Raw genomic sequence first — 23,761 nt, forward strand, 5'->3', positions numbered from 1 at the left:
CATGCCCTGAACGGTTTCACGGTCAGGGTGCGGCACATATGGAAGGGGGCACCCCATGGCTTATCTGAAGCCCAAATTCATCACGTTCGACTGCTACGGAACGCTCATCAACTTCGAGATGGCCCCGGTGGCCCGGCAGGTCTACGCTGACCGGCTGGCCGGTGAGGCGCTGGAAGCCTTCTGCCGCGATTTTTCGGCCTATCGCCTCGATGCGGTGCTGGGGGCATGGCGCCCCTATGCGCAGGTGGTGGCCGAAGCGCTCCAGCGCTCGTGCAAGAAATCGGGGATCGACTATCGCGACAGCGATGGCGAGGCGCTCTATGCGGCGGTGCCGACGTGGAAGCCCCACCCCGATGTCGTTGCGCCGCTCAAGCGCATTGCGGGCGAGATCCCGCTGGTTATCCTGTCGAATTCGATGGTCGATCTGATCCCCCACAGCGTCGAAAAGCTGGAAGCGCCGTTCCACACCGTCTGCACCGCGCAGGAAGCGCAGGCCTACAAGCCGCGCATGAAGGCCTTCGAATTCATGTTCGACACGCTGGGTTGCGGGCCGCAGGATGTGCTGCATTGCTCGTCCAGCTTCCGCTATGATCTGATGACGGCCTTCGACATGGGCATCACCATGAAAGCCTTCGTCAATCGCGGGCATGAGCCGCTCAATCCCTATTATCAGGTCCATGAAATTCCCGATATCGGCGGCCTGCCGGGGCTGGTCGGGCTGTGAGCGGCGTGATGACGCAAGCCGCCGTCGGCGCGGTGATCGACCTGCGTGCCTATGCGCGGGAGACAGTCCCCGCGCATGACTGGCTGACCGAGCGGGCCGCACCAGCCTTTGCCGACGGCGCGGCGCAGGTCGCGGCGCTGGCCCCGCGCGGCAAGGGGCGGGTGGAGACCCTGGGCGCGGATGAGTTCGTGATCGTGCTGGCAGGCCGCCTCGATCTGGATCTCGGCGACCGCGTGCTGGCCGTGCCGACCGGAGCCAGTTGCGTGCTGCCGGTGGGCAGCAGCTTTGGCTGGCAGGCCGGCGAGGATGCCCTGCTGGTCATCGTCAGCGCTCCGGCGGATGCCGTCGGGACACAGGACGGACCGGTCATCATCGACGAGACGGCGCCGCTCAGCCCGTCCAACCCGCCACTGGCCGAGCTGCTGCTGGGGCCGACGCCCTCCTGCCGCAACCATTCGGACTATTGGTCGGCCACGCGCGAATTTGTCTGTGGTACCTGGGATTCCACGCCCTATCACCGCAAGCAGAACCCCTATCGCCAGATCGAGCTGATGCATCTGCTGGAGGGCAGCGTCACCTTCACCGATGCCCATGCCAGCGTCACCCACAAGGCGGGCGATGTCATTCTCTTCGTGCGCGGCGAAGGTTGCGCCTGGCTGAGCGAAGAGCATGTGAAGAAGGTTTACGCCACCCAGCGTCCGGCCGCCTGACGGACGACCCATAACCCTGGCGGCGCGGCGTGATCGATCACGCCGCGCCGTTTTGCTGTGTCAGGCATCCTCAAGCCAGACATGCGATGCGAAATCATAGCCCATCAGCCCGCCCTGAGATCGCGATGCCATGCCCTTCACGCGCGGCGTGTAGGCATCGATCATGTTGAGGAACAGCGGGATGCCGACGCCCGCCTCGCGGTGGACCATCCGCTGCATTTCGGCATAGATGGTGTGGCGCAGGCCTTCGTCGGTCGATCCGCGTGCTTCCAGCAGCAGCCGGTCGAACCGCTCGTTGCGCCAGCCTGACTCGTTCCAGGCCGCATGCGAGGCATAGAGCTGGGTGAAGATGATGTCCGCCGTGGGCCGCCCATTGAGATTGCCAAAACCGACCGGATCCTTCATCCAGTTATGCGCCCAATAGCCATCGGTGGGGCGGCGCTGGATGTCGAGGCCGATGCCCGCCTTGCCCGCCGCATTCTGCATCAGCATGGCCATATCCTCCGAATGCACCGCCGCGCCCGACACCACGACCGGTATCCTGGCCCCCGCCAGCCCCGCCTTGCGGAACAGATGAGCGGCGCGATCCGGGTCGAAGGGGCGCTGGGGCAGGCTCGGGTCGAAATAGCGGTTGGTCGGCGGGATGGGGTGATCGTTGGCGATCGTCGCATAGCCGCGAAAGATCACCTGCTGCATCGCCTCTCGGTCCATCAGCAGCTTCATGCCCTCGACAAAGGCCGGGGAACGGCCCGGGCGCTGGTCCAGCCGCATCACCAGATCGGTATAGCCGCCCGATTTGCTGGACAGCAGCTTCAGCCCGGTTTCGCTCAGGCGCCGGGCCATGCGCGGATTGACCTCGGAAATCAGGTCGACATCATGCGACAGCAGGGCGTTGATCCGCGCGCTTTCGTCGGAAATGGCGAACAGCTCAACCTCGCCCAGCCGGACGGGGCCGCGCCAGTAATCGTCGTAACGGGTGGAGATCGAGCGCACGCCGGGGTTGAATTCGGCGCAGCGGAAGGGGCCGGTGCCATTGGCGGTGGTGAAGGACCGCGTCTGGTCCCGCACGATCATGAACTGGGGGATGCCCAGAATGGCGGGCAGGTCGGCGTTGGGCGCCGTCAGCGTGATGCGGACGCCGTCCTCGCCAAAAGGGACGACCTCCTCGAACTGCGACATGAAGGTGCGGGCCGTCGATCCGACCGAGGGGTCTTTATGGCGGCGCAGGGAATAGACGACATCGGCCGGGGTCAGCGGCTTGCCGTCGTGAAAGCGCACGCCCTGGCGCAGTTTCAGCGTCCAGACGCGGCCATCCTTGCTGTCGATGGCCTCGGCCAGCGCGGGCTCGGGCCGCAGGTTTTCGTCGAGCTTGATGAGCCCGTCATAGAACATGTTGCAGCGGCAATAGTCCATCACCGCCATCTGGCGGGCCGGGTCGATCGTGTCCGCCGTGGAGCTGGTGGCGCCCGCGACCCGAATGCGCCCGCCCTTGACCGGCTGCCGCCTGTTGGCCGAGGTGCAGCCCGCGACCAGCAGGCTGGCGGCGCTGCTGCCCAGGAAGCCGCGGCGATCGAACATGTGGGCCTTCATACTGCCAAATCTCCCCATGCCGGACGGCATGATGCGGTCCATGCCGCAAGGCATGATGCTTTACGGCTCGCCCATCGGGCTTGCCGCCTGGCCTATCTTCGCGTGCAAGCGCCGGTAGTGTGTGCCGATTGTCGCCTTCTCCTCGCCGTCTTCCTGTCGATTTGGGTCATCCCCGCCGCATGGCATGCTGTCTCTGGCCGCATGTGGCATGACGGCAGCAAATTCTGCAATCGGGCGATCCTACCGCATGGTGGCCGCTTGCCGCAGTGACATTCGGAATATGTTGCCAGAAAAATCCGCTTTAATGGTTCGGCCGACGATGGCGTCGGCAGAAGCGAAAGAGCATGAGATGGGCGCAGCAACAGCCGCGGCGTTAGGGTCGCAAACCTCCGAACACGTTCTGCCCAAGGCCCCCGTGACCGTGAAGACGCGTCTGCAGAACATCGATGCCCTGCGTGGCTTCGTGATGGTGCTGATGCTGCTGGATCACACGCGTGAAACCTGGTTTCTGCAGGTGCCCGTCACCGATCCGGTCGATGCGCGCACCATCCTGCCGGCCATCGCTTTCGCCCGGTTCGCGGTCAGCTTCTGCGCGCCGATCTTTGTCGCGCTGACCGGCCTTGGCGTGTTCCTGTTCCATCGCACCCACACCTTGCAGGAAACCACCGCCTATCTCTTCAAGCGCGGCCTGCTGCTGATGGCGATCGAGGTGTTCTATCTCTCGCCGATCTATTGGGGCATCGCCAAGCCGACGCTGTGGCTTCAGGTGATCTGGTGTATCGGCGTCTGCATGATCATTCTGGCCGGGCTGATCCGCCTGCCGCGTCCGGTGCTGATCGGGCTGGGGCTGGTGATCGTCTGCGGGCACAATCTGCTCGATGGCATTCATCTGACGCCTGACAATCCTTTCTTCATCCCCTGGGCCGAACTGCACCAGCGTGACGCGATCGCGCTGCCCTTCGGTCTGGTCGCCAAGGTCAGCTATCCCATCCTCGCCTGGGTAGGCGTGATCGCGCTGGGCTATGGCATCGGGCCGTGGTTTGCGCCCGACACCGCGCCGGAGCTTCGCCAGCGTCGCCTTGTCATTCTGGGCCTTGCCCTGCTGGCCGCTTTTGTCGCGCTGCGTTTGAACAACGGCTATGGCGACCACCCCTGGTTCACGGTCGAGGGCAGCCCGTTGCGCACGGCCATCAGCTTCCTCTCGCTGACCAAATATCCCCCCTCGCTCGACTTCCTGCTGCTGACGCTGGGCGTCGGGGCGATCCTGCTCACCGTGCTGGAGCGGATGGGCGATGCGCCCTTGGTGCGGGCCCTCGGCGTCTTCGGCGGAGCACCAATGTTCTTCTACATCCTGCATCTCACCACGCTGCGCCTGCTGTATCACACGGCCTTCGCGATCTGGGGGCCCAACAAGGGGCCGCTGTTCGGGCTGGACAGCTATGGCTGGGTGCTGGTCTGGTATGTCGGGCTGATCGTGCCCTTCTACCTGCCCACCGCTTGGTATTCGCGCCTCAAGAAGCGTCGCCGCGACATCACCTGGCTCCGATATTTCTGACATCGGGCGCAAGGCCTTGCCTCGGCAGCATCTGCCGCATTCTCCCGGAATCCGGCAGATGTCACCGCGTAAGGTCATTATGATGCCATGGCAGCGGCATGGCTGCTGACAGGACAAAGGGCGCATCATGGTTCACTTGTCGATCAATCACGCCACGCAGGAGGCGATCCGGCTGGTTCCGATGTGCGAGCAGCATCTGGATCAGGCGCATGATCTCTCCCGCGCGCTGAACTGGCCCTATCGGCGCGAGGACTGGGCCTTCGCGCTTGACCTTGGCCACGGGCTGGTCGCCGAACATAAGGGGCAGGTGCTGGGGACGGCGCTGTGGTGGCCGTATGGCGACGATGTGGCCTCGGTCGGCATGGTCATTGTCTCGCCGCAGGCGCGGCGGCAGGGGATCGGAGCCCGGCTGATGGACGCGTTGCTCGCCCGGCTTGAGGGGCGACGCATCGTGCTCAATGCCACGCCCGATGGCCTGCCCCTCTATGAGCGGCTTGGCTTCCTGCCTTGCGGCGCGGTGCACCAGCATCAGGCGGTGCTGACCGCGGCGCCGCGCCTCGACAGCGATGCGGTCATCCGCCCCCTCGGCCCCGATGACCTGGCCGCGCTGCGCGCGCTGGACAGGGCCGGGAGCGGGATGGATCGCGACGGATTGATCGCGGCGCTGCGCGCCATCGGCCAGATCAAGGTGCTGGAGCGCGATGGCGAGGTGCAGGCCTATGGCTGCGCGCGCGTCTGGGGGCGCGGTGTGGTGATCGGGCCGGTCGTGGCGGAAACGCGCGAGGACGCGCGGAGCATCATCGCGGCGCTGGCCGTCGACCACGAAGGCCGATTCCTGCGCATCGACGTCACGCGCCGCAGCGACCTGTCACCCTGGCTGGAGGCCATCGGCCTGCCGCAGGTCGATGCGGTGGTGGCCATGGCCAAGGGGCCGCCCTGCGGTCCGTCCGGTCGCCTGGCGGTCTTCGCGCTTTCCAACCAGTCGCTGGGTTAGCCCTCTTTTTGTCCATAGGATCGAGCATGATCGAAACCGCCACCAAGCCCGCCGTAACCGTCGAGACAGCCAGCCTGGACTCGATTGCCACGCCAGCCCTGATCCTTGACGTTGCCAGGGTCGACCGCAACATTGCCCGGCTGCGCGGGCGTCTTTCAGACCTCGGTGTCCAGTTCCGGCCTCATGTTAAAACGGGCAAATCGGTTGATGTGGCCCGCCGTTTCTTTCCCGAAGGCAGCGGGCCGATCACGGTCTCGACGCTGGCCGAGGCGGATTATTTCGCGTCGCATGGTTTTAACGATATCACCTATGCCGTCGGTCTGGCGCCGGAGAAGATCGGCAGGGCCAGCGCGCTGGTGGCGCAAGGCGTCGATCTGACCGTGCTGATCGATTCCGTCGAGCAGGCCGGGGCGCTGGCCGATGCCGCTGGCCGGGGCGTGGCCATGCCCGCCGTGCTGATCGAGGTGGATTGCGACGGCCACCGGGGCGGATTGCTGCCCGACGATCCCGCGCTGATCCTCATTGCCGACATGCTGCGCGACGGCGGCGTCGCCTTGCGCGGCGTGCTCACCCATGCCGGGGAATCCTATGCTTGCCGCGACGGCGCAGGCCTGCCCGAAGCGGCCGAGGCCGAGCGGGCTGCCGCCGTTGGGGCGGCTCAGGCTTTGCGGGCAAAGGGCCATCCTTGCCCGGTGGTCAGTGTCGGCTCGACCCCGACGGCGCATTTTGCACGCAACCTCGATGGGGTGACCGAGGTGCGCGCGGGGGTCTTCGTCTTCTTCGATCTGGTGATGCACGGGATCGGCGTCTGCGCGACCGATGACATCGCCTTGTCCGTGCTGGCCACCGTGATCGGCCATCGCCCGCAAAAGGGCTGGATCTTGACCGATGCCGGATGGATGGCCCTGTCGCGCGATCGCGGCACGCAGGCTCATCCGGTCGATCAGGGCTATGGGCTGGTCTGCGATGTCGATGGTGTGCCCTTTGGCGATGTAATCGTCGGCGATGCCAGCCAGGAGCATGGTATTCTCACCATCCGTCCGGGCAGCACAGCGGCCTTGCCCGAGCTGGCGCTGGGGCAAAGGGTCCGGGTGTTTCCCAACCACGCCTGCGCCACCGGGGCGCAGCACGAAACCTATCAGATCGTCGAGACCGGCAGCCGCGCGATTGTCGCGCACTGGCCGCGCATGCGGGGATGGTAAGCAGATGACAAAGCCAAAGACACCGACCGTCCAGACCCTCGTGCCCGAAACACTGGCTCGCCCCGGCGGCCATTACAGCCATGCCGCGCGTGTCGGGAATCTGGTCTTCACGGCCGGGCAACTGGGCATCCGGCCCGATGGCACGCACACCGCCGATCTCGCTTTCGAGGCGCAGGTGCGGCAGGCCCTGGCCAACATGCTGGCCGCTCTGGCGGCGGCGGGAGCGGGACCGGCTGATATCGTCAAGGTCACCGCCTACATCGTGGGCGTGGAGAACTGGCCACGCTTCAACGCCATCTATGCCGAGGTGATGGGCGATGTCCGCCCGGCGCGCACCGTCGTGCCCGTGCCCGAGCTGCACTACGGCTATCTGGTGGAAATCGACGCGATCGCGGCCTGCGGGCCTCAAGAGCAGGACTTGCCGATATGACCCTTGTACTCGACCCCTTGAGCCCCGCGCTGCTGGCGTGCCTCGATCATGCCTATATCGACGGGCAGTGGCTGCCGGTGACGGGAAGCGAGCGCCTGCCGGTGATCGACCCTTCGCGCGAAACCGTGGTGGCCGGCCTGACCGGCGCGACCGGGGCTGATCTTGATCGCGCCGTGGCTGCCGCGCGCCGCGCCTTTCCCGCCTTTGCGGCCACATCGGTGGCCCAGCGCATCGCCTGGCTCGAACGCATCGAGGCGCTGATGCAGGAGCGGGCGGAAGCGCTGGCCCGGATGCTGACGCTGGAAATGGGCGCGGCGATCAGCCATGCGCGCGCGGCCCATGTGCCCTTTGCCATCGCCCATGTGCGCGCGGCCATCGATGTGCTGGCGGCCTATCCTTTCGAGACGCTGCGCGGCACGACGGCCACCGTGCGCGAGCCCATTGGCGTTTGCGGATTGATCACGCCATGGAACTGGCCGCTCTATCAGATCACCGCGAAGGTCGCCCCGGCGCTTGCCGCGGGCTGCACCATCGTGCTCAAACCCAGCGAGCTGTCGCCGCTCAACGCCATCATGTTCGCCCAGATCCTGCATGATGCGGGTCTGCCTGCGGGCGTGTTCAATCTGGTCAATGGCACCGGGCCCGAGATCGGCGGCGCCATGGCGTCCCATCCCGACATCGATATGATCTCGATCACCGGATCGAACCGGGCGGGCGTGCTGGTGGCGCAGGCTGCCGCGCCGACAGTGAAGCGGGTGACACAGGAGCTGGGGGGCAAATCGCCCAATGTCCTGCTGCCCGACGCCGATTTCGAGACGGTCGTCGCGAGCGGGGTGATGACCGCCTTCCGTAATGTCGGCCAGTCCTGCAGCGCCCCCACGCGGATGATCGTGCCGCGTGACAGGCTGGCGCAGGTCGAGGCGCTGGCCATCGCCGCCGTCGCGCAGATCCGCATGGGCGATCCGCTGGATGAAGGCACGGTGCTTGGCCCCATCGCCAATCAGGCCCAGTTCAACCGCGTGCAGGAGATGATCGAGGCGGGTATAGCCGACGGCGCCCGGCTGATCTGCGGCGGTCTGGGGCGGCTGGAGGGACTGTCGCAAGGCTTCTATGCCCGGCCCACGGTGTTTTCCGGGGTGACCGCCGACATGCGCATCGCTCAGGAGGAAATCTTCGGGCCCGTGCTCAGCATCATGGCCTATGACGATGTGGATGAGGCCGTGGCGCTGGCCAATGACACCGTCTATGGCCTGGGTGGCCATGTGCAGAGCCGGGATCTGGAGCAGGCCCGCGCCGTCGCCCGCCGCATCCGCACGGGGCAGGTCCATATCAACCATCCGGCATGGGACGCCCATGCGCCGTTTGGCGGTTACAAGCGTTCGGGCAACGGGCGCGAATATGGCCTGCCGGGCTTTGAGGATTATCTGGAAACCAAAGCTATCGTGGGCTTTGCCTGATCCGAGCCTTTGCCTTGAGCCCCAATGAAAGAAGGCGCTGACCATGCCTGCACCCTTGCGTTACATCGAATCCTCTTCTCATCTGCCTGCCGAAGCGGATGCTGTCGTCATCGGCGGCGGGATCATCGGCAGCTTTACCGCCTATTATCTGGCGCGGCGCGGCCTGAAGGTGGCGCTGATCGAGAAAGGCGTCATCGCCGGCGAACAGTCCAGCCGCAACTGGGGCTGGTGCCGCCAGCAGAACCGCGATGCCCGTGAACTGCCGCTTTCGACCAAGAGCCTCGACCTGTGGGAGCGATTCTCAGCGGAGAGCGGCGAGGCCACCGGCTTTCAGCGTTGCGGCCTGTTCTATGCCAGCAACAATGAGGAAGAGCTGGAGACCTGGGCCAATTGGGGCCGTTTCGCCCGCACCGTCGGCGTGGAAACCCATATGCTCGACGCGCAGCAGGCCATGGCCCGCGCCGGGGCTTTCACCGACAAGAGCTGGCGCGGCGGCGTATGGTCCCCCACCGATGGCATCGCCAATCCGGGGCTGGCCGCGCCAGCCGCCGCCAAGGCGCTGATGGCGATGGGCAGCAGTGTCCATCAGGGCTGCGCCGCGCGCGGGCTGGAAACCAGTGGCGGCGCGGTCAGCGCGGTCGTCACGGAGAAGGGCACGATCCGCACGAAGCTGGTGGTGATGGCGGGCGGGGCATGGGCCTCGTCCTTCTGCTATCAGCTTGGCGTGCGTTTTCCTCAGGCGGCGGTGCGTCAGACCATCGCGGCGGTGGCCACCAGTGCTTTGCATCTGCCCGATGCCTTCTTCAGCAAATCCGTGGCGATCACGCGGCGGGGCGAGGGCATCCACACGCTGGCCGTCAGCGGGCGGGCGCGGGTGGATCCCACGCCGCAGTTTCTGCGCTTCCATCGCGATTTCCTGCCGATGTTCGCCAAGCGCTGGCGCAATCTGTTCCCCGGTGGCTTCGATGGCTGGCGCGCGGGGCATGAGGGCGTCACGCGCTGGCGGCTGGACCAGCCCACGCCGATGGAGGCGATGCGCATTCTCGACGCCAAGGTCGATGCGGTGGCTGTGGTGAAAGCGCAGGAGCGGGCCTCCGAACTGGTGCCTTCGTTGCGCAAGGTGCCGGTGGTGGCCTCATGGGCGGGTTATGTCGACAGCACGCCCGATGGCGTTCCGGTGATCGGCGAGGTGCCCGGGGTGCCGGGCATGATCCTGGCGGCGGGCTTCAGCGGGCATGGCTTCGGCATCGGTCCGGGGGCCGGCCATCTGGCTGCCGATCTGGCGACGGGGGCGGCGCCGATCGTCGATCCGCAGGACTACAGCCTGTTGCGCTTCATGCCGGGGGGAAGGGTCGAGGTGGCCGATTTCTGAGGCGATGACATCCAAGTGAAAAAGGGGGCTGGAAAGCCCCCTTTTTTATGCGTTGGATGGCGGGTGGATCGGGCGAAGCCTGCGCCTCGCCCGACCGGGATCACAGGCCGACGACGGCGGGCAGGCAGCCGATATGCGGGATCTCGATATCGCGGTAATTGGCGTTGGACGGCTCATGCCCGCGTCCGACAAAGACCTGACAGCCAAAGCGCAGATCCTTTGCGGTGTTATGGTCATAGCGGAAGGAGGAGGAGACATGCATCATCTCTTCCGGTCCGCAGCCAAGCTGGTCGAACATATATTCGAAGGCCTGCATGCGCGGCTTGTAAGCCTGCGCCATCTCCGCCGTGTAGACGCGGTGGAAGGGCGCGCCCAACTGGTCGACATTGCGCTGGATCTGGTCGTTGCTGGCGTTCGAGAGGATGACCAGCGGGATCTTGTCGGCAATGGGGGCCAGACCGCCCGGCACATCGGCATGCGGGCCCCAGGTGGGCACGGCTTCATAGACGGATGCGCCAAAGGCCTCGTCGTATTCCAGACCCCAGCGCTTGCACAGACGCTCGACCGAATTGATGAGCACCTGCTTGTAGGGCTTCCATGCGCCCAGCGTCTCGTCGAAGCGATATTGTGCCCAGTCCTCGATCAGGCGCGGCATGTTTTCCGCCGAGACCCGGTCACCGAAATGAGCCTGCGCCATCTCGGTCATGCGGAAACGGATCAGCGTGCCATAGCAGTCGAAGCTGATGTATGTGGGGCGAAAGGTCATGGCATGGTCCTCTTGGCGGTCAGGTGCTTGGCGATCAGGCGGGGCGATAGATGGCATATTGTTTCGAGCAGAAGCCTTCATGCTTCCAACTGCACCTTGCGCCCCGCAGCAGGACGAAGACGTCGCCAGCCCGGAAGGTGGCGCTGGTGTCGGACAGTGCGTCCTCGAACTCGACCTCGCCGTCGAGCAGCAGCATCATTTCATAATGCCCATAGTCGATGGCGGAGCGGTGATAGGGGGTGGAGTCCCAACTGCCGACCTTGAACTCGCCAGTCGCTGACAGATAGTCGGTGTGGTTGCGGCAGTCTGGCGTCGGGGTCAGCAGGACCTCGGGCGCGGGCGGGGCGGACGGCGTGCGCGGGGCGTCGATGTCCACCTTGACCAGCCCCTTGGTATCGGATGTGCCGCCGGGGCAGCGCATCACGATGGCGACCGTGTCGTCATCGGCCTGCCAGTCGAAGGCGATGCCTGCGGGCACCACGAAAGAGCGGGACGGCTCGATGATCGTTTCGGCCCCATCGTTCAGGCGCAGGCGGCCCGAGAGGAGGATGACATAGTCATCGAAGGGCGTGGCGACGGCATGGCCCGATCCGGCGCTCAGCCGCAGGGCGGCGATGGTGACCGGGCCCGGCGGCATGGGCAGCAGACGGCGCGAGGAGGCCCATGGATTGCCGTCGTCCGGCACGGGCTCACCGGCCTGAAGGTCGGCGGCAAAGGCCCGGAGATCGACAAAAGAGGGGGCTGCCTGCGCAGCAGGGGGCGTGAGCATGGTCATCGATGGTCCTTCGCTGATGGCGTGAAGCGGGCGGACGGGCCCTTGGCTCAGTGGATCGCGTCCTGAAATTTGTACCAGAGGCCCACGGCGGGCAGGAACCATGGCTTGCCCAGATGGCCGGGAATGGCCGGCCAGCCGAGGTCTTCCCATGGGTTGGCCCTGGTGTCGCCGCCCATATAGTCGGCCATCTTCTGGCCCATATGCACCGCCATCTGCACGCCATGCCCGCTGTAGCCCACGGCATAGTACAGCCCCTCATGCTGCCCGGCGCGGGGCAGGCGGTCGGCGGTCATGTCGACCATGCCGCCCCACACATGGTCGACGCCCACATCGGCCAGTTCGGGAAACATGCGGCGCATCGTGTCGACCAGGATCACACCGCTCTTGGCGTCCGATTTGGCGTTCGAGATGGCGAAGCGTGCCCGCCCGCCGAAGATGAGGCGGTTGTCGGGCGACAGGCGGAAGAAATTGCCCATGACGCGGCTGGTGACATAGTTGCGCCGCTGCGGCAGCAGCCGGTCGATCAGGGCAGGGTCGAGCGGGCTGGTGGCGACGATGAAGGCGCCGATGCCGACCAGGCGGCGCTGGAACCAGCGGAAATCGCTCTGCGCCGGGGCGCCGCCCGTGGCCATCAGCACCTGCGAGGCATGGACGGTGCCGCCTGTGGTGCGCAGCGCCCAGCCGCTGCCCGAGCGCTGCGCGCCCAGCACGGTGCAGTTCTCGAAGATTTTTGCGCCCGCGCGCGCGGCGGCCTCGGCCAGGCCGACGCCGAACTGGCCGACATGCAATTGCGCGCTGGTCTTCTGCAGCAGACCGCCGTGATAGCCATGGGTGCCGATCTCACGCTCGAGATCGCTGGCCGAGAGCAGGTCGATATCGGGATCGACCCTGGGATGCAGCAGATTATGCGCCCGCATCATCTTTTCGAAATGCTGCGGCTTGGCGGCCAGTTTCAGGCGCCCGCAGCGGCGAAAGGCGCAGTCGATCCCCTGCTCCCTCACGATGCGCTCGACCGTATCGACCGCGTCGCAATGCGCGCGATAGAAGGCGGAGGCGCGTTCCTCGCCCAGCGAGGCGACAAGCGCGCCATGATCCTGATGCGTGCCTGCGTTGCAATGGCCGCCGTTGCGCCCGGAGGCCTCGCCCACCACCTTGCCGGCCTCCAGCAGGGTGACGCTGGCGCCGCGCTGCCGCAGGGCCAGAGCGGCGGAAAGTCCGGTCAGGCCGCCGCCGATGATGGCGACATCCACCCGTCCCTCGGGCGAACCCTTCGCGCCGCCGGTGAAGTCCGGTGCGCTGGCGAGCCAGTAGGAGATGGGGCTGGGCTTGGTCATAGCGCAATGCCTTGCATGAAATGGCGGGCCGCAGGCGAGGGCGGTTCCACCTGTTTCCGGTCCGGGTTGGCAACAAAGATGTGCTGCATGGTCACCGCCCCGCGTCGAGATCTGGCACTCTATCGGCTGGCTGTGGAATATGAATCCGCATTTGAGGCGTCATCGAGCGAAATCACCTTTTCTGACACGCCATTCCAGTCGAACATGCCTTGGCGTGCCCCTAGGCGGCGCTCCCCTGCAGGATCGCGGCATAATCTGCCGGATCGACATTGGCGCCCGAGATGACCAGCGCCAGCGGGGCATCGTCATGCGGCACCTTGCCGTGCAGCAGCGCGGCCAGCGCGACCGATCCGCCCGGCTCGGCGACCAGCTTCAGCGTTTCGAAGGCAAAGCGCATCGCGGCGCGCACCTCGTCGTCGGTTACCGACAGGCCGCCCGAGAGCAGGGCGTGGTTGATCGGGAAGGTCAGCGCGCCCGGACTGGGCGCGAGCAGGGCATCGCAGATCGAGCTGGCGCCTGCCGCAACCTTCTCCCGCTGGCCCGAGACCAGCGAACGTGCGGTATCGTCGAAAGCTGCCGGTTCCGCCGCATAGATGGCGATCGTGGGCGCTGTGGCCTTGATGGCCGTGGCGATCCCGGCGATCAGTCCACCCCCGCCGCAGGTGCAGACGAGCTGACTGATCGCGGCACCCGTCGCCCGCGCCTGATCGAGGATTTCCAGCCCGACCGTGCCCTGACCCGCGATGATGAAGGGATCGTCGAAAGAGGGGACCAGCACCGCGCCGCGCTCCTGCGCCAGCGCTGTGGCGATCTCCTCGCGCGATTGCGTCAACCGGTCATAGGGGACGATCTGCGCGCCCAGGGCGCGGGTGTTCTCGATCTTGATGCGGGGCGCGTCGGCGGGCATCACGATGGCGGCGGGCATGCCCAGCAGGCGCGCGGCCGCGGCGACACCTTGCGCATGGTTGCCCGATGACCATGCCACCACCCCTGCGGCCCGGTCTTGCGGCGCGATACGGCTGAGGCGGTTGTAGGCGCCGCGAAACTTGAAGGAGCCAGTGTGCTGGGCCCCTTCGAACTTGATCAGCACGCGGCGACCGGCCAGCCTGTTCAACGCGGCGTTCTCCAGAAGCGGCGTGTAGACGGCGGCGCCCCCGATCTGCGTGGCGGCGCTGCGGATGTCGTCGACGGTGATGGCCAGCTTTGACATGGGATAGGGTTCTTTCGGATGATGGGAGAGGGATGTCATTCGGCAGGCAGAAGCGTGCTTGCCAGAGCGGAGAACCAGCCGATCCCCGTGCCGATGACGGCATCGTTGAAATCATAGAAGGGGTTGTGCAGCGGTGGCGGCGATTGCCCCTCGCCCTGTCCCAGCCAGATATAGGCGCCGGGGCAGCGTTGCAGCATGAAGGCGAAATCCTCCGAGGTGAAGGCCGGGTGAGGGGCCTCCGCCACATCGGGCGTGACCAGTCTGGCCGCGGCGAGGGCCGCTTGAGCCGCCTGCGGATCGTTGATGGTTGCGGGGTAATAGCGGGTGTAGATCACCTCGATCGCGGTGCCGGTGGCTGTCGCGGTTCCGGCGGCGATCTCGCGCATCGCGCCCTCGATGATGTCCTGCACCGCGGGATTGAAGCTGCGCACGGTGCCGGTCAGCCTGACCTGTGCGGGCATGACGCTGTGAGTCTGGCCGCCCTCCATCTTGGTGACGGACAGCACCGCCAGCTCCGTGGGCGGCACGCGGCGGGAGACGATCGTGTTGAGCTGGGTGATGACCGACGCCGCCGTCAGGATCGCATCGGGTGTGTGATGGGGCTGGGCCGCATGGCCGCCCTTGCCGGTGATGACGATCTCGAACTTGTCGCCCGCCGCCATGATCGGGCCCGGTTTTGTGTGGATCGTTCCCGCAGGCAGGTCGGGCCAGTTGTGAAGCGCGAAGACGGCATCGCAGGGATAGCGATCGAACAGGCCGTCCTCGATCATCGCCTTTGCGCCGCCGAGGCCTTCTTCCGCTGGCTGGAAGATGAAATGCACGATGCCATCGAAGTGCCCCTGTGTGGCCAGATGCCGTGCCGCCCCCAGCAGCATGGCCGTATGCCCGTCATGGCCGCAGCCATGGAAAATGCCGGGGGCCGTGCTGGCGTGGGCAGAGCAGCCTTCTTCCTGAAAGGGCAGGGCGTCCATGTCGGCGCGCAGGCCGATGCTGCGCGACGAGGTGCCGCGACGCAGTGTGCCCACGACACCGGTGCCGCCGATACCGGTCTGAACCTCCATGCTCAGCGCGTTCAGGGCATCTGCGACGAGCGCCGCCGTTCGATGCTCCTGATAGGCGAGTTCGGGATGCGCGTGAATGTCGCGGCGGATTACTATTGCGTCGGAGATGATGGTTTGAATAGAGCAAGTCATCCCGCTCTCCCTGCTTTCTGATCAGGCGGTGGCGCAAGCTGTATGCGACCGCTGCCAGAGAGATAGTGGGGAGTGGGCGGTATGAAATTTCGTAAGCTGGATAAATTTGGCACCATCTGCCGCCATTGGCAGCGAGGCCGCAGGATCTTTCAAAAGCAACTCGCGATCCCAGAGCGATCTGGCGGACGTGGTTTGGAGAAGGGCGCGGTGATCCGCGACGCTTTCGCTGGAGGGGGCAGTTCTGGAGTACCAGATGAACAAAGAGCCGCTTTCGACGACCAGGTCGGCATCGCTAAATGGCAGATTTTTAGAGAATCTAAAATATTGTACGCTATTGGGGGGGCATCGAAAGTCTGAACATCCGCGGATTGAAAGAGTCGAATTTGAAGACGAAAGTCGCACGTTTATGATATTCTTTGAATTCGTTAAAAAGATTTAATATGACTGAATTTTCGAAACTTAAAGTAATAGAGTGACATTCAGTAGCCATTCACAGTCGTCCCAATCCTTTGATCGTAAACTGGATGGGAAATTGCGCTGAGGCCAGGTTGCATAAAAAGACCATGCAACACCCGAAAATCATAGCTGATGGTATAGGTTTGGGTATTCGCATAAGGGTAAAAGCCGGGGGTGGCATTCGCGGCGCGTGCTGCGGCGCTGTAGCCGTTCATGGCAGCAACCAGCGACAACATATCGTCCGGACGGCCAGGAATGGGCCCTCGCATATAGGCGCGGGCCTCGTAATAGCGGCTGATGTTGTTCACGCTGCTGCGCGCCGCGTTGAAGGTCAGCCCCAGATACAGGCCACGCCCCGGCGTGCCCTCTCCGTCCAGATCCATATAGCGTGAAAAATTATAGGCGCCGCCGGTGCGGATCCTGAGTGATCTGATCCCCGAAAACTGAACCATTCGTGATTGGAGTTTTCGCGGTAATCTCCCTGGCTGGGAGGAGCCAAGAGCGATGAAAGCATCCCAATTTTCGGACGCCCAGAAAGCGTTAATTCTCAAGCAGGGTGCCGACGGCGTGCCGGTTGCGGATATCTGTCGCAAGGCGGGCATCAGCCAGGCCACGTACTTCAACTGGAAGCCCGCATCCGGGAGATCTGTGAGACCCGCGTTCGCTATGGCTATCGCCGGGTACATGTCCTTCTTGGCCGTGAAGGCTGGGCGATCAACATGAAACGGGTTCATAGGATTTACAATGAGTTGGGGCTCCAGTTGCGCAACAAGACGCCCAAGCGCAGGGTGAAGGCAAAGCTGAGGGAAGCTCGATGGCGAACTCTCGCCGGCGGCAGAGGAGCGGGCTAGGCTCTTGCGAAAATATGTTGCCCTGCTGACCAGCGCATCCGCGCCGCTTAAGCAGGCCGACCAATCGCTCGCCAAATCCCAAAAGACCATATTGAGCTGGCTGGGCGGTGGCAAGGTGGTCTCGTTCCTCGGCGCGTCCCTCCTCAAATCGTCGCTCATCCTCGGGGTGGGGACAACCCTTGGCGTCCTGTCCGTGGTCGCGGGCATTGGCGGGAAGTGGCTCGCCGCACAAGGCAAGGATCCCTGGGATCTCTCGTTCGATGACATTCGAGGCAAACTTGAAACCAGCCTGAGAGCGCTTGACGCACCTCTGGCCGTTGCCGGATTGATGGACACCAAGACAAAGTGTTCCATCGCCCGGATAGCATCGATGAAACAGAGGAAGTTCAACCGCAACTTCAAGCTTGAGGCGATAAGACTGGTTAACGAGGGCGGGGTTGCGGTTGTACAGCCTTCTTGTGATCTCGATGTGCGTTAGAAGGGGCTGTGGGAATGGATTCTGGAGTTGTAGCCTATAAGCATTATGGACTGCTGCCGATACCGTGTGCTCAGCGCGTTCTCCTTCTGCTCGATGACCACGGCGCCGAAGAGCGCCGCGATCCCGAGGAGGGTCTGGCTTGGGTATCGTGTCCCGACCTTATCCTCTTCAGCCGATGCAGACCCTGCGGCCCGTGTCATGAAGCACCTTGCGGCGTTCCTCTTCATTGAGCAGGACGGTGGCATCTTTCGCTCGGGCGATCATTTCCGCATAGGTTCCCGAGGAGGTGCCGATGTCCGATCCCCACATGATCTTGTCCGCGCCATAGAAATCGACGGCGCGTTTCAACACCGCCTCCGGGGCAATCCCCTTTTCGCGGATAAAATCCATGTTGAGAGACGTAAATTTATAAGTGATGTTATAGCGGCTCCGGAATCCATTGAAGCGGTGATCAATACCGAAGTGTTTGGCTTGAACATCGGGAAGGAAGAGGTGATCGAGAACGATCCGTAAGGTTGGGAAACGGTCGGCCATCTGCTCGACAACGGGGATCAGTTCGTAAGAACCATGGGCCGGTGCTTCGATATCAACGAACAGGCCCAGATCATTCGCCAGAGTCCAGGCCTCAAGTGCCGAGGGGGAACTCAGCCAGACGCTGCGATCCTTGACGCCAACGCCAAAGAAGCGGATGCCGACGATGCCGCGCTCGGCGCCGTCGCGGATCATCTGCGGCGTTTCGGGAGCCTGCGGATCGACGATGATGACCGCGCGCATCTTGCCTGGGAAAAGATCCGCAGCATCGACGATGTAGCTGTTGTCGGTGCCGTAGACGAGCCCCTTCTGGACCGCGGCAATGCCCACGACATTCTGCTCGGCCATCCAGCCATGCAACTGCTCGGCGGTGGGTTTCACATTGTTCGGGTTGGGGCCATGCATCCCGCCGGGGCGGCCGATCATGCCGGGGCCGAAGAAGCTGGCTTCGGCATCGCCTTCCACGAAGGGCTTGGAGCGCGGGTACTTTTCCAGATTGTCCGAGATGAGATGGGCATGGGCATCGTAAATCGGTCCATCGTAGTTTGCCATGGCAAATCCTTTCCTGAAAATCTTGATGGTTTTTAGGGTGTTGAGAGCAATCCTGCGTGTCTGTCAGCACCTTGGTTTTTTGAAATTTCGCCTTTTGCCAATGACCAGAGGGTGGGGCGCCGCGTCAGGCGATTGCGCCTGCGCAAGTCTGGCCAAACGCTTTGGAATCCATGCGCATTCTCCCATTCAGTCCGAGGTTGCGGCTGTTTATCGTATCGTTAGTCGATACGATGGTTTGCCATACGAAACACAGACAATCAACAGCCATCATGAGTTCTGCGTAAAAAATTGAAACAACGTATCGCTTGTGCATACGGACAACCTGTCCCCTGCTGCGTTGGCGGGGGCAGGCAAGGGGCTTCAGGGCCGTGTCTTGACCCGGTTTTCAGGGCTGCTGAGGCGATCGTCTAAAGCGCGGCCTCATAAAGACGATAGGCATCCTCCCGGGTGATCGCGACAGGATTGTTCTTGAGCAGGCGCTGTTGCTTCATCGCCTCATCGGACAGGAGATCCAGCTGGTCCCGTCGTACGCCGACCGAGGACAGGCCCATCACCAGTCCGCTTCCCTCGATCAGGCGCTCCAGGCTGGCGATCAGCCCTTGCGCCTTGGCCTGCTCTCCCAATCCGGCAAGGGCGGGATCGAGCAAAACGCCAAGCTCAGCATAAAGCGCCCTGGCGCCCGGCATGTTGAAGGTCAGAACATGGGTCAGCATCAGGGCGTTCGAAAGGCCGTGGGGGACATGGAAATGCCCGCCAAGAGGATAGGCCAGGGCATGAACCCCGCCCACCGGTGCGTTCGCAAAAGCCACGCCCGCCAGATGGGCGCCCAGCAGCATGGCCTCGCGGGCCGTGATGTTGCCGGGCTCCTCGCAGGCGGTGAGCAGATGGGTGGAGAGCAGGAGCAGGGCCTGCCGCGCGAGCATGTCCGACAGCGGATTTTTCAGGATGGCCGATGTATAGGCCTCTATCGCATGCACCATGGCATCGATTCCGGTGGCCGCCGTGGCCGATCGTGGCAGGCCGACAGTCAGCTCGGGATCCAGCACGGCCCAGTCCGGCAAGAGCTGACGGCTGCTGACACCGCGCTTTTCGCCTCCGGCAACGGTGACAATCGTGACCGGCGTTGCTTCCGAGCCGGTGCCCGCTGTCGTCGGGACCAGTGCCAGAGGCAGGCGCATGTCGGTGGCGAGGCCAACACCCCAGATCCGATCGAGCGAATCCCCGGACCGGGCGAGATAGGCGACCAGCTTGGCCACATCCATCGGGCTGCCGCCGCCAAAGCCGATCACGCATTCGGCCGCGGCCTCCATGGCGGTGGAAACCGCGCTCAACACGGTTTCGCGAGAGGGATCGGCTTCGACAGCATCGAAGATGGTCACCTCCCTGCCTGCCGCCACAAGGGCCGCCAGCGGCGCGTCGAGCAATCCGGCCCGGCGCACACCCGGATCGGTGACGATCAGCATGCGGCGATGGGGCAGCATCTCCGCCAGATCGCAGGCGCTGCCCGCGCCCATCCGCAAGGTGGGGCCATAATGGAAATCAAATCGCATGGTGCAGTCCCTCCATCATGGAGAAGCCGGGTTGCCCTGTCAGCCTTCCGCCGTCAGTTGCTTGAGGAAGCTGCGGATCTTTTCGGGGATCGGGCAGGATTTGCGTGTGTCGCGTGCCACATAGACATGGACGAAATGGCCTTCTGCTGTCGAAAATTCGCTCCCTTGCGTGAAGAGGCCAAGTTCATAACGGACGCTGGAGGTGCCGATATGGGCAACCCTCAGCCCGATTTCGATCGCAGAGGGAAAGGCCACCGGTGCAAAATAGCGGCAGCCGGTTTCGACAACCAGGCCGATCTCCGCGCTTTTCTCCACATCGAGCAGATCTGCCTTGACGAGAAGCTGATTCACCGCCGTGTCGAAGAAGGAATAATAGACGACGTTGTTGACATGGCCATAAACGTCATTGTCCATCCATCGGGTCGTCAAGGACACGAAGGCCTTGAAGGCATCGCGCGTCGATCCCTTGCTTGTTGTCATGGCGGTGATCTCCGGTGATGGGGGCGCCTGGTTGAGCCCATAGGCCCGCAGGTCAGACCTGCGATGTCCAGCTGCGATCGCCGATCGAGTCCAGCAACTGGCGGGGAGAGGGCAAGGGTGTACTCTCGATCGGATCGTGGAGCAGGCTGCGGATGCGCGCCCGCAGAGTGGCGATCTGCTCGTCCCGCGCTGCCGCGTCGATGCGGGGCGCGCTGTAGCAGACCAGAGGCGCGTTCAGCTCATAGCCCAGATAGCCCAGAAACAGCTGCTGTATGGGCCAGAGCACCGTTTCCATGGCGCCATATTCGCCCTCGTCGGAGAAGCGGCGGGCGCTTCCTCCCGTCGTCACGCTCAGAAGGCTGCGGCGGCCCTGGAACAGGCCCGTGGCAAAGCGCGTGCCATCCGCATAGGTTACGCCATAGGCGCAGACGCGGTCGATCCAGCCTTTCAGAATGGCCGGTGGGCCGCCCCACCAGATCGGGAATTGCAGCATCAGACAATCGGCCCAGCGCAGCTTCTCCTGTTCCTGCGCGATCTCGCGCGAGAAGCCATCCTTGAGCGCGGCGGCGCGCTGTTCGGATTGGTAATGGAACTGCCCGGGCGTTTCCAGAACCAGAAAGTCCTGCGGGCCGCCCACCGCGCCAAAGCCCGAGGCATAGAGGTCGGAAATCTGCACCTCATGCCCAAGCGCGACCGCCTCCTGCGCCGCAGCATCACGCAGGGCGGCGTTAAAGGAGGTGGGCGAGGGATGGGCATAAACGATCAGCAGCTTCATGGCTGTTTCTCCTGTTGCCAGACGATCGTGGCGGGGACAGGCCCGTCAGCCCCGCAAGCGAGCGGTGCGCGCAACCTTGTCACCACGATGCGTCCTTCCGGTGAGTCGGCTCATGCGTTGATCGCGGTGGCCTTCTCTGTTTTGACATGGCCCAGATTGGCCGAAACGCGCTGGGCCGCGGCAAGCAGCGCCTCGGCCACATCGGGATCGACCGCGCGCGGGAGATTCTGGATCAGGCCCACAACGGCAATCGTGCCGACGCAATCGCCACTTTCATCATAGACCGGCGCGGCGACGGCATTGAGCCCAAGTGCCAGCTCCTCTGGCGCATCGGCCCATCCTGTCAGGCGGACCTGGGCGATCTTGGCGTCCAGCTCGTTCCAATCCATGATCGTATAGGGGGTGTTCTGCTCGACCTTTTGCCGGCGGGCATAGGTCATGAGCGAAGGCGCCCCGAAAGCAAGCGCCGCCCGGCCCTGCGCCGAACTGTGCAAGGACAATTCGCTGCCCGGCCGCACGCCGATCTGCAAGGCGGATTTGGCCATCAGCGTGCTTAACACGATCACGCTGCGCGCCCGTACCGCCGACACCACCACCGAAAGCCCGGTTTCCTCGCGCAGCCATTGCGCCACCTCCTCCGAGGCGGATCGCAGGTCGATCCGGTTGCTCGAAAGCTGGGCGAGCAGCTGACACTGAATGCCCAGCCGATAGCGCGACGTGCGGGCGTTCTGCGCCAGATAGTTGCGCTCCACCAGCGTCTGGAGGTGGCGGAACACGGTCGCCTTGGTTAGGCCCAGCCTGACCGCCAGTTCCGTGACGCCGATATCCTCTTCCGCGGAGGCCACCGCTTCGATGACATCCAGCGCCAGGTTGAGGGATTTTACCCCCGATCGATCTTCCGTCATTCCCCTTGCGTATCCCTTTCCATGCCATCACCGATTTGGCAAACCGGATGGATAGCACAATTTTCCCTTTCGCAGCCCCGCCGATACATCGGCAAGAACAGGGGCCGGATCATGCCTCGCCCGGCATCGGATAGTCATCGGCATTGAGTATCCAGCCGGGCTTTTGCGAAAAATCGAGGCGAGGCGGACAGAAGATATCGATCAGCTGATTGGTGCCTGCCCCAATGGCGCGGGTGGTGTGGATCGCCGGCGGCGGGATCACGGCGGCGGAAGGCGAGCCGCAGAATTCCTTGTCATCCTCGCGCCATGCATGGAGGTCTGTGGTCCAGGGCCAGCGGATGTAATGCATGAAGCTGCCCTCCAGCGCGAAGGAGCATTGCTCGAAATCATCGTGGAAATGCGGCGACAGCTTGGAGGCGTCGCGCGGCCCCTCGAAAGCGTCCAACATGTTGATCATCATGGTGGTGCAGCGATAGATGCTGCCGAAACGTCCCGGGCTTGGCGCGACATCGAGCGGATAGGCCCTGATCCGATAGCCGTCGCGTGGGGCGGGCCAGCTTTCGAGCGGGGGAATGTTCGGATGAGCCTCGCGATAGGAGGCCTCATTGGCGCAGAGCGCGACAAGATCGGCGGAGCGCGTCGTCACCAGCCTGATCAGCCGGCCTTCGCGCAGCACGCGGATGGCACTGGCGCCCGGCGGCACGAAAGCCAGTTGGCCGCCCTTCACCACTTTGGTTTCCCCGCCAGCCGTGATCTCCACCTCGCTGTCGGGGTCGGGCAGCATCAGCGCATATTCGTCGATCTGATCCTGCCGGGTCAGCACGGCGCCCGCTTTTGCTTCCATGTAATGCAGGACGAAATTCTGGCCGCGAAAATACCAGCTGCGACCTGCGGCATCATCCTGCTGCGGCGGCGAATCATAGAAGCGGCCATATTCCGCTGCGGCGAATTGCGTCGCGGCGGGTTTCGGTGATGGCGCAGCCGCGGCCAGCGCCGCACGGGGGTCGGACTGATCGTACATCGCTGATCTCCTCTCTCACGTGATCCGGCGGGGAACATGCGGGTCACGTTGGCGTTTTGCGATTGTCGTTTCGTAATTCAGAACACGATATTGCCATGCGATACATCTTTGCGCAATAGGATTTGACAGACGATCCTCGGATTCGTATTGTTCTGCGAAACGGTGTTCCAAAAATAAGCCGCTTTGCGCCAGCGCCGAGAAGCGAGAGGAGAGTTTTGCGATGCCACAGCCCCGGTCTGTTTCCGCTCACGGGCCTGCGTTCCGCGAAAGGGTGAGGAACGGTACGCCGCTTGTCGGCACCTTTGTGAAGACGACATCCGCGCAGACCGTCGAGGTGCTCGGCCATTCCGGCATGGATTTTGTCGTGCTGGATGCCGAACATGCGCCTTTCGGGATCGATACGCTGGATGTGGCCTCGGGGGCCGCGCGCGCTATCGGTCTGCCTGCACTGGTGCGCATTCCCAATCATGCGCCCGCTTTCATCAACAGTTGCCTCGATATGGGGACCAGCGGTGTGCTGGTGCCGCACACGCTTTCGGGCGCCGATGCCGAGGGGATCGCCGATGCGGTCAAATATGGTCGCGGCAAGCGGGGCTTTTCGCCATCCGGGCGGGCGGGCAGCTATGGTCAGGTCGATGCCGCGGCCTATCGCCAAAGCGCCGATGCCGGGAGCAACATCTGGTGCCAGATCGAGGATCGCGCGGCGATGGAGCGGCTCGATGAGATCGCCGCTGTCGACGATGTGGACTGCCTGTTCATCGGCCCGGCGGATCTGGGCCTTTCGCTCGGCTGCGATGGCCCGAAGGATCCCCGTCTGGCCGAGGCAATCCGCGCGATTGCCGAGGCGGGG

The 23,761-nt window shown here is 64.1% G+C and carries 24 protein-coding genes and 1 pseudogene; 12 read left to right on the top strand and 13 right to left on the bottom strand.

Features of this window, described 5'->3' with window-relative positions; all coding sequences use genetic code 11:
* Positions 1-55: 55 nt before the first annotated feature.
* Together SR3_RS23135 and SR3_RS23140 are read left to right on the top strand one after the other, a co-directional pair.
* Positions 56-724 (top strand): haloacid dehalogenase type II, encoded by a 669-nt coding sequence (locus SR3_RS23135; protein WP_068091146.1) that lies wholly within the window; start codon positions 56-58, stop codon positions 722-724.
* 8 nt (positions 725-732) lie between these two features.
* Positions 733-1,434 carry a cupin domain-containing protein gene (locus tag SR3_RS23140; RefSeq protein ID WP_068091147.1) on the top strand — a complete coding sequence of 234 codons (702 nt, stop codon included), beginning with the start codon at positions 733-735 and terminating at the stop codon, positions 1,432-1,434.
* Between the two features lie 60 nt (positions 1,435-1,494).
* Here the strand turns inward: SR3_RS23140 and SR3_RS23145 are convergent, their stop codons facing one another.
* Positions 1,495-3,012 (bottom strand): ABC transporter substrate-binding protein, encoded by a 1,518-nt coding sequence (locus tag SR3_RS23145; protein ID WP_068091148.1) that lies wholly within the window; start codon positions 3,010-3,012, stop codon positions 1,495-1,497.
* A gap of 361 nt (positions 3,013-3,373) precedes the next feature.
* Here SR3_RS23145 and SR3_RS23150 point away from each other — a divergent pair, with 361 nt between their 5' ends.
* The 6 genes from SR3_RS23150 (at position 3,374) to SR3_RS23175 (ending at position 10,034) form a co-directional block, all read left to right on the top strand.
* Positions 3,374-4,579 carry a DUF1624 domain-containing protein gene (locus SR3_RS23150; RefSeq protein WP_157099061.1) on the top strand — a complete coding sequence of 402 codons (1,206 nt, stop codon included), beginning with the start codon at positions 3,374-3,376 and terminating at the stop codon, positions 4,577-4,579.
* Between the two features lie 127 nt (positions 4,580-4,706).
* Positions 4,707-5,573, top strand: a complete 867-nt coding sequence (locus SR3_RS23155; protein ID WP_068091149.1) for a GNAT family N-acetyltransferase — start codon at positions 4,707-4,709, stop codon at positions 5,571-5,573.
* Between the two features lie 26 nt (positions 5,574-5,599).
* A complete protein-coding gene (locus SR3_RS23160) occupies positions 5,600-6,775 on the top strand; it encodes an alanine racemase (RefSeq protein WP_068091151.1) in 1,176 nt (391 codons plus the stop codon).
* 4 nt (positions 6,776-6,779) lie between these two features.
* Entirely contained in the window at positions 6,780-7,205 is a 426-nt protein-coding gene (locus tag SR3_RS23165) for a RidA family protein (protein ID WP_068091153.1), read from the top strand.
* Positions 7,202-8,662, top strand: a complete 1,461-nt coding sequence (locus tag SR3_RS23170; protein WP_068091154.1) for an aldehyde dehydrogenase family protein — start codon at positions 7,202-7,204, stop codon at positions 8,660-8,662. Before SR3_RS23165 ends, SR3_RS23170 begins: the two co-directional genes overlap by 4 nt.
* Before the next feature lie 43 nt (positions 8,663-8,705).
* A complete protein-coding gene (locus SR3_RS23175) occupies positions 8,706-10,034 on the top strand; it encodes an NAD(P)/FAD-dependent oxidoreductase (RefSeq protein WP_068091156.1) in 1,329 nt (442 codons plus the stop codon).
* A 100-nt stretch (positions 10,035-10,134) separates the two neighbouring features.
* Here SR3_RS23175 and SR3_RS23180 read toward each other — a convergent pair whose 3' ends face one another.
* From SR3_RS23180 to SR3_RS23200, 5 genes are all read right to left on the bottom strand, one after another.
* On the bottom strand, positions 10,135-10,800 hold the full coding sequence (locus SR3_RS23180) for a haloacid dehalogenase type II (RefSeq protein ID WP_068091158.1): 666 nt from the start codon (positions 10,798-10,800) through the stop codon (positions 10,135-10,137).
* Between the two features lie 34 nt (positions 10,801-10,834).
* Positions 10,835-11,575 (bottom strand): cupin domain-containing protein, encoded by a 741-nt coding sequence (locus SR3_RS23185; protein ID WP_068091160.1) that lies wholly within the window; start codon positions 11,573-11,575, stop codon positions 10,835-10,837.
* Positions 11,576-11,622: 47 nt separating this feature from the next.
* On the bottom strand, positions 11,623-12,909 hold the full coding sequence (locus tag SR3_RS23190) for an NAD(P)/FAD-dependent oxidoreductase (RefSeq protein ID WP_068091163.1): 1,287 nt from the start codon (positions 12,907-12,909) through the stop codon (positions 11,623-11,625).
* Positions 12,910-13,129: 220 nt separating this feature from the next.
* A complete protein-coding gene (locus SR3_RS23195) occupies positions 13,130-14,119 on the bottom strand; it encodes a threonine ammonia-lyase (protein WP_068091164.1) in 990 nt (329 codons plus the stop codon).
* Positions 14,120-14,154: 35 nt separating this feature from the next.
* On the bottom strand, positions 14,155-15,312 hold the full coding sequence (locus SR3_RS23200; protein WP_068091165.1) for an amidohydrolase: 1,158 nt from the start codon (positions 15,310-15,312) through the stop codon (positions 14,155-14,157).
* 81 nt (positions 15,313-15,393) lie between these two features.
* On the opposite strand from SR3_RS23200, the gene SR3_RS31570 reads away from it, so the two are divergent.
* The gene (locus SR3_RS31570) at positions 15,394-15,669 is read left to right on the top strand and encodes a hypothetical protein (RefSeq protein ID WP_157099062.1); all 276 of its coding nucleotides are present in this window, start codon (positions 15,394-15,396) and stop codon (positions 15,667-15,669) included.
* A 122-nt stretch (positions 15,670-15,791) separates the two neighbouring features.
* Here SR3_RS31570 and SR3_RS23205 read toward each other — a convergent pair whose 3' ends face one another.
* Positions 15,792-16,370 (bottom strand): carbohydrate porin, encoded by a 579-nt coding sequence (locus tag SR3_RS23205; RefSeq protein WP_307563675.1) that lies wholly within the window; start codon positions 16,368-16,370, stop codon positions 15,792-15,794.
* On the opposite strand from SR3_RS23205, the pseudogene SR3_RS30830 reads away from it, so the two are divergent.
* Positions 16,273-16,583 (top strand): annotated as a pseudogene (locus SR3_RS30830) (IS3 family transposase); the annotation flags it as partial. The gene SR3_RS23205 and the pseudogene SR3_RS30830 sit on opposite strands and share 98 nt — an antisense overlap.
* Positions 16,584-16,623: 40 nt before the next feature.
* Entirely contained in the window at positions 16,624-17,097 is a 474-nt protein-coding gene (locus SR3_RS23215; RefSeq protein WP_068091169.1) for a hypothetical protein, read from the top strand.
* Between the two features lie 168 nt (positions 17,098-17,265).
* On the opposite strand, the gene SR3_RS23225 is transcribed toward SR3_RS23215, so the two are convergent.
* The 6 genes from SR3_RS23225 to SR3_RS23250 form a co-directional block, all read right to left on the bottom strand.
* A complete protein-coding gene (locus tag SR3_RS23225) occupies positions 17,266-18,180 on the bottom strand; it encodes an amidohydrolase family protein (protein ID WP_068091173.1) in 915 nt (304 codons plus the stop codon).
* 407 nt (positions 18,181-18,587) lie between these two features.
* Positions 18,588-19,730: an iron-containing alcohol dehydrogenase gene (locus tag SR3_RS23230; protein WP_068091174.1), complete on the bottom strand. Its 1,143-nt coding sequence runs from the start codon at positions 19,728-19,730 to the stop codon at positions 18,588-18,590.
* Between the two features lie 39 nt (positions 19,731-19,769).
* Positions 19,770-20,210, bottom strand: a complete 441-nt coding sequence (locus SR3_RS23235; RefSeq protein WP_068091176.1) for an acyl-CoA thioesterase — start codon at positions 20,208-20,210, stop codon at positions 19,770-19,772.
* A 52-nt stretch (positions 20,211-20,262) separates the two neighbouring features.
* On the bottom strand, positions 20,263-20,985 hold the full coding sequence (locus tag SR3_RS23240; protein ID WP_068091177.1) for an NAD(P)H-dependent oxidoreductase: 723 nt from the start codon (positions 20,983-20,985) through the stop codon (positions 20,263-20,265).
* Between the two features lie 110 nt (positions 20,986-21,095).
* Positions 21,096-21,890, bottom strand: coding sequence for an IclR family transcriptional regulator (locus tag SR3_RS23245; RefSeq protein WP_068091178.1), 795 nt, complete (start codon positions 21,888-21,890; stop codon positions 21,096-21,098).
* Positions 21,891-21,999: 109 nt separating this feature from the next.
* Positions 22,000-22,911, bottom strand: coding sequence for a cupin domain-containing protein (locus tag SR3_RS23250; RefSeq protein ID WP_068091180.1), 912 nt, complete (start codon positions 22,909-22,911; stop codon positions 22,000-22,002).
* 220 nt (positions 22,912-23,131) lie between these two features.
* Between SR3_RS23250 and SR3_RS23255 the strand changes: the two genes are divergently transcribed.
* On the top strand, positions 23,132-23,761 hold a 630-nt coding region (locus SR3_RS23255; protein WP_157099063.1), incomplete at its 3' end, for an HpcH/HpaI aldolase family protein.

The sequence above is a fragment of the Novosphingobium rosa NBRC 15208 genome, from assembly GCF_001598555.1.
Taxonomy (GTDB): domain Bacteria; phylum Pseudomonadota; class Alphaproteobacteria; order Sphingomonadales; family Sphingomonadaceae; genus Novosphingobium; species Novosphingobium rosa.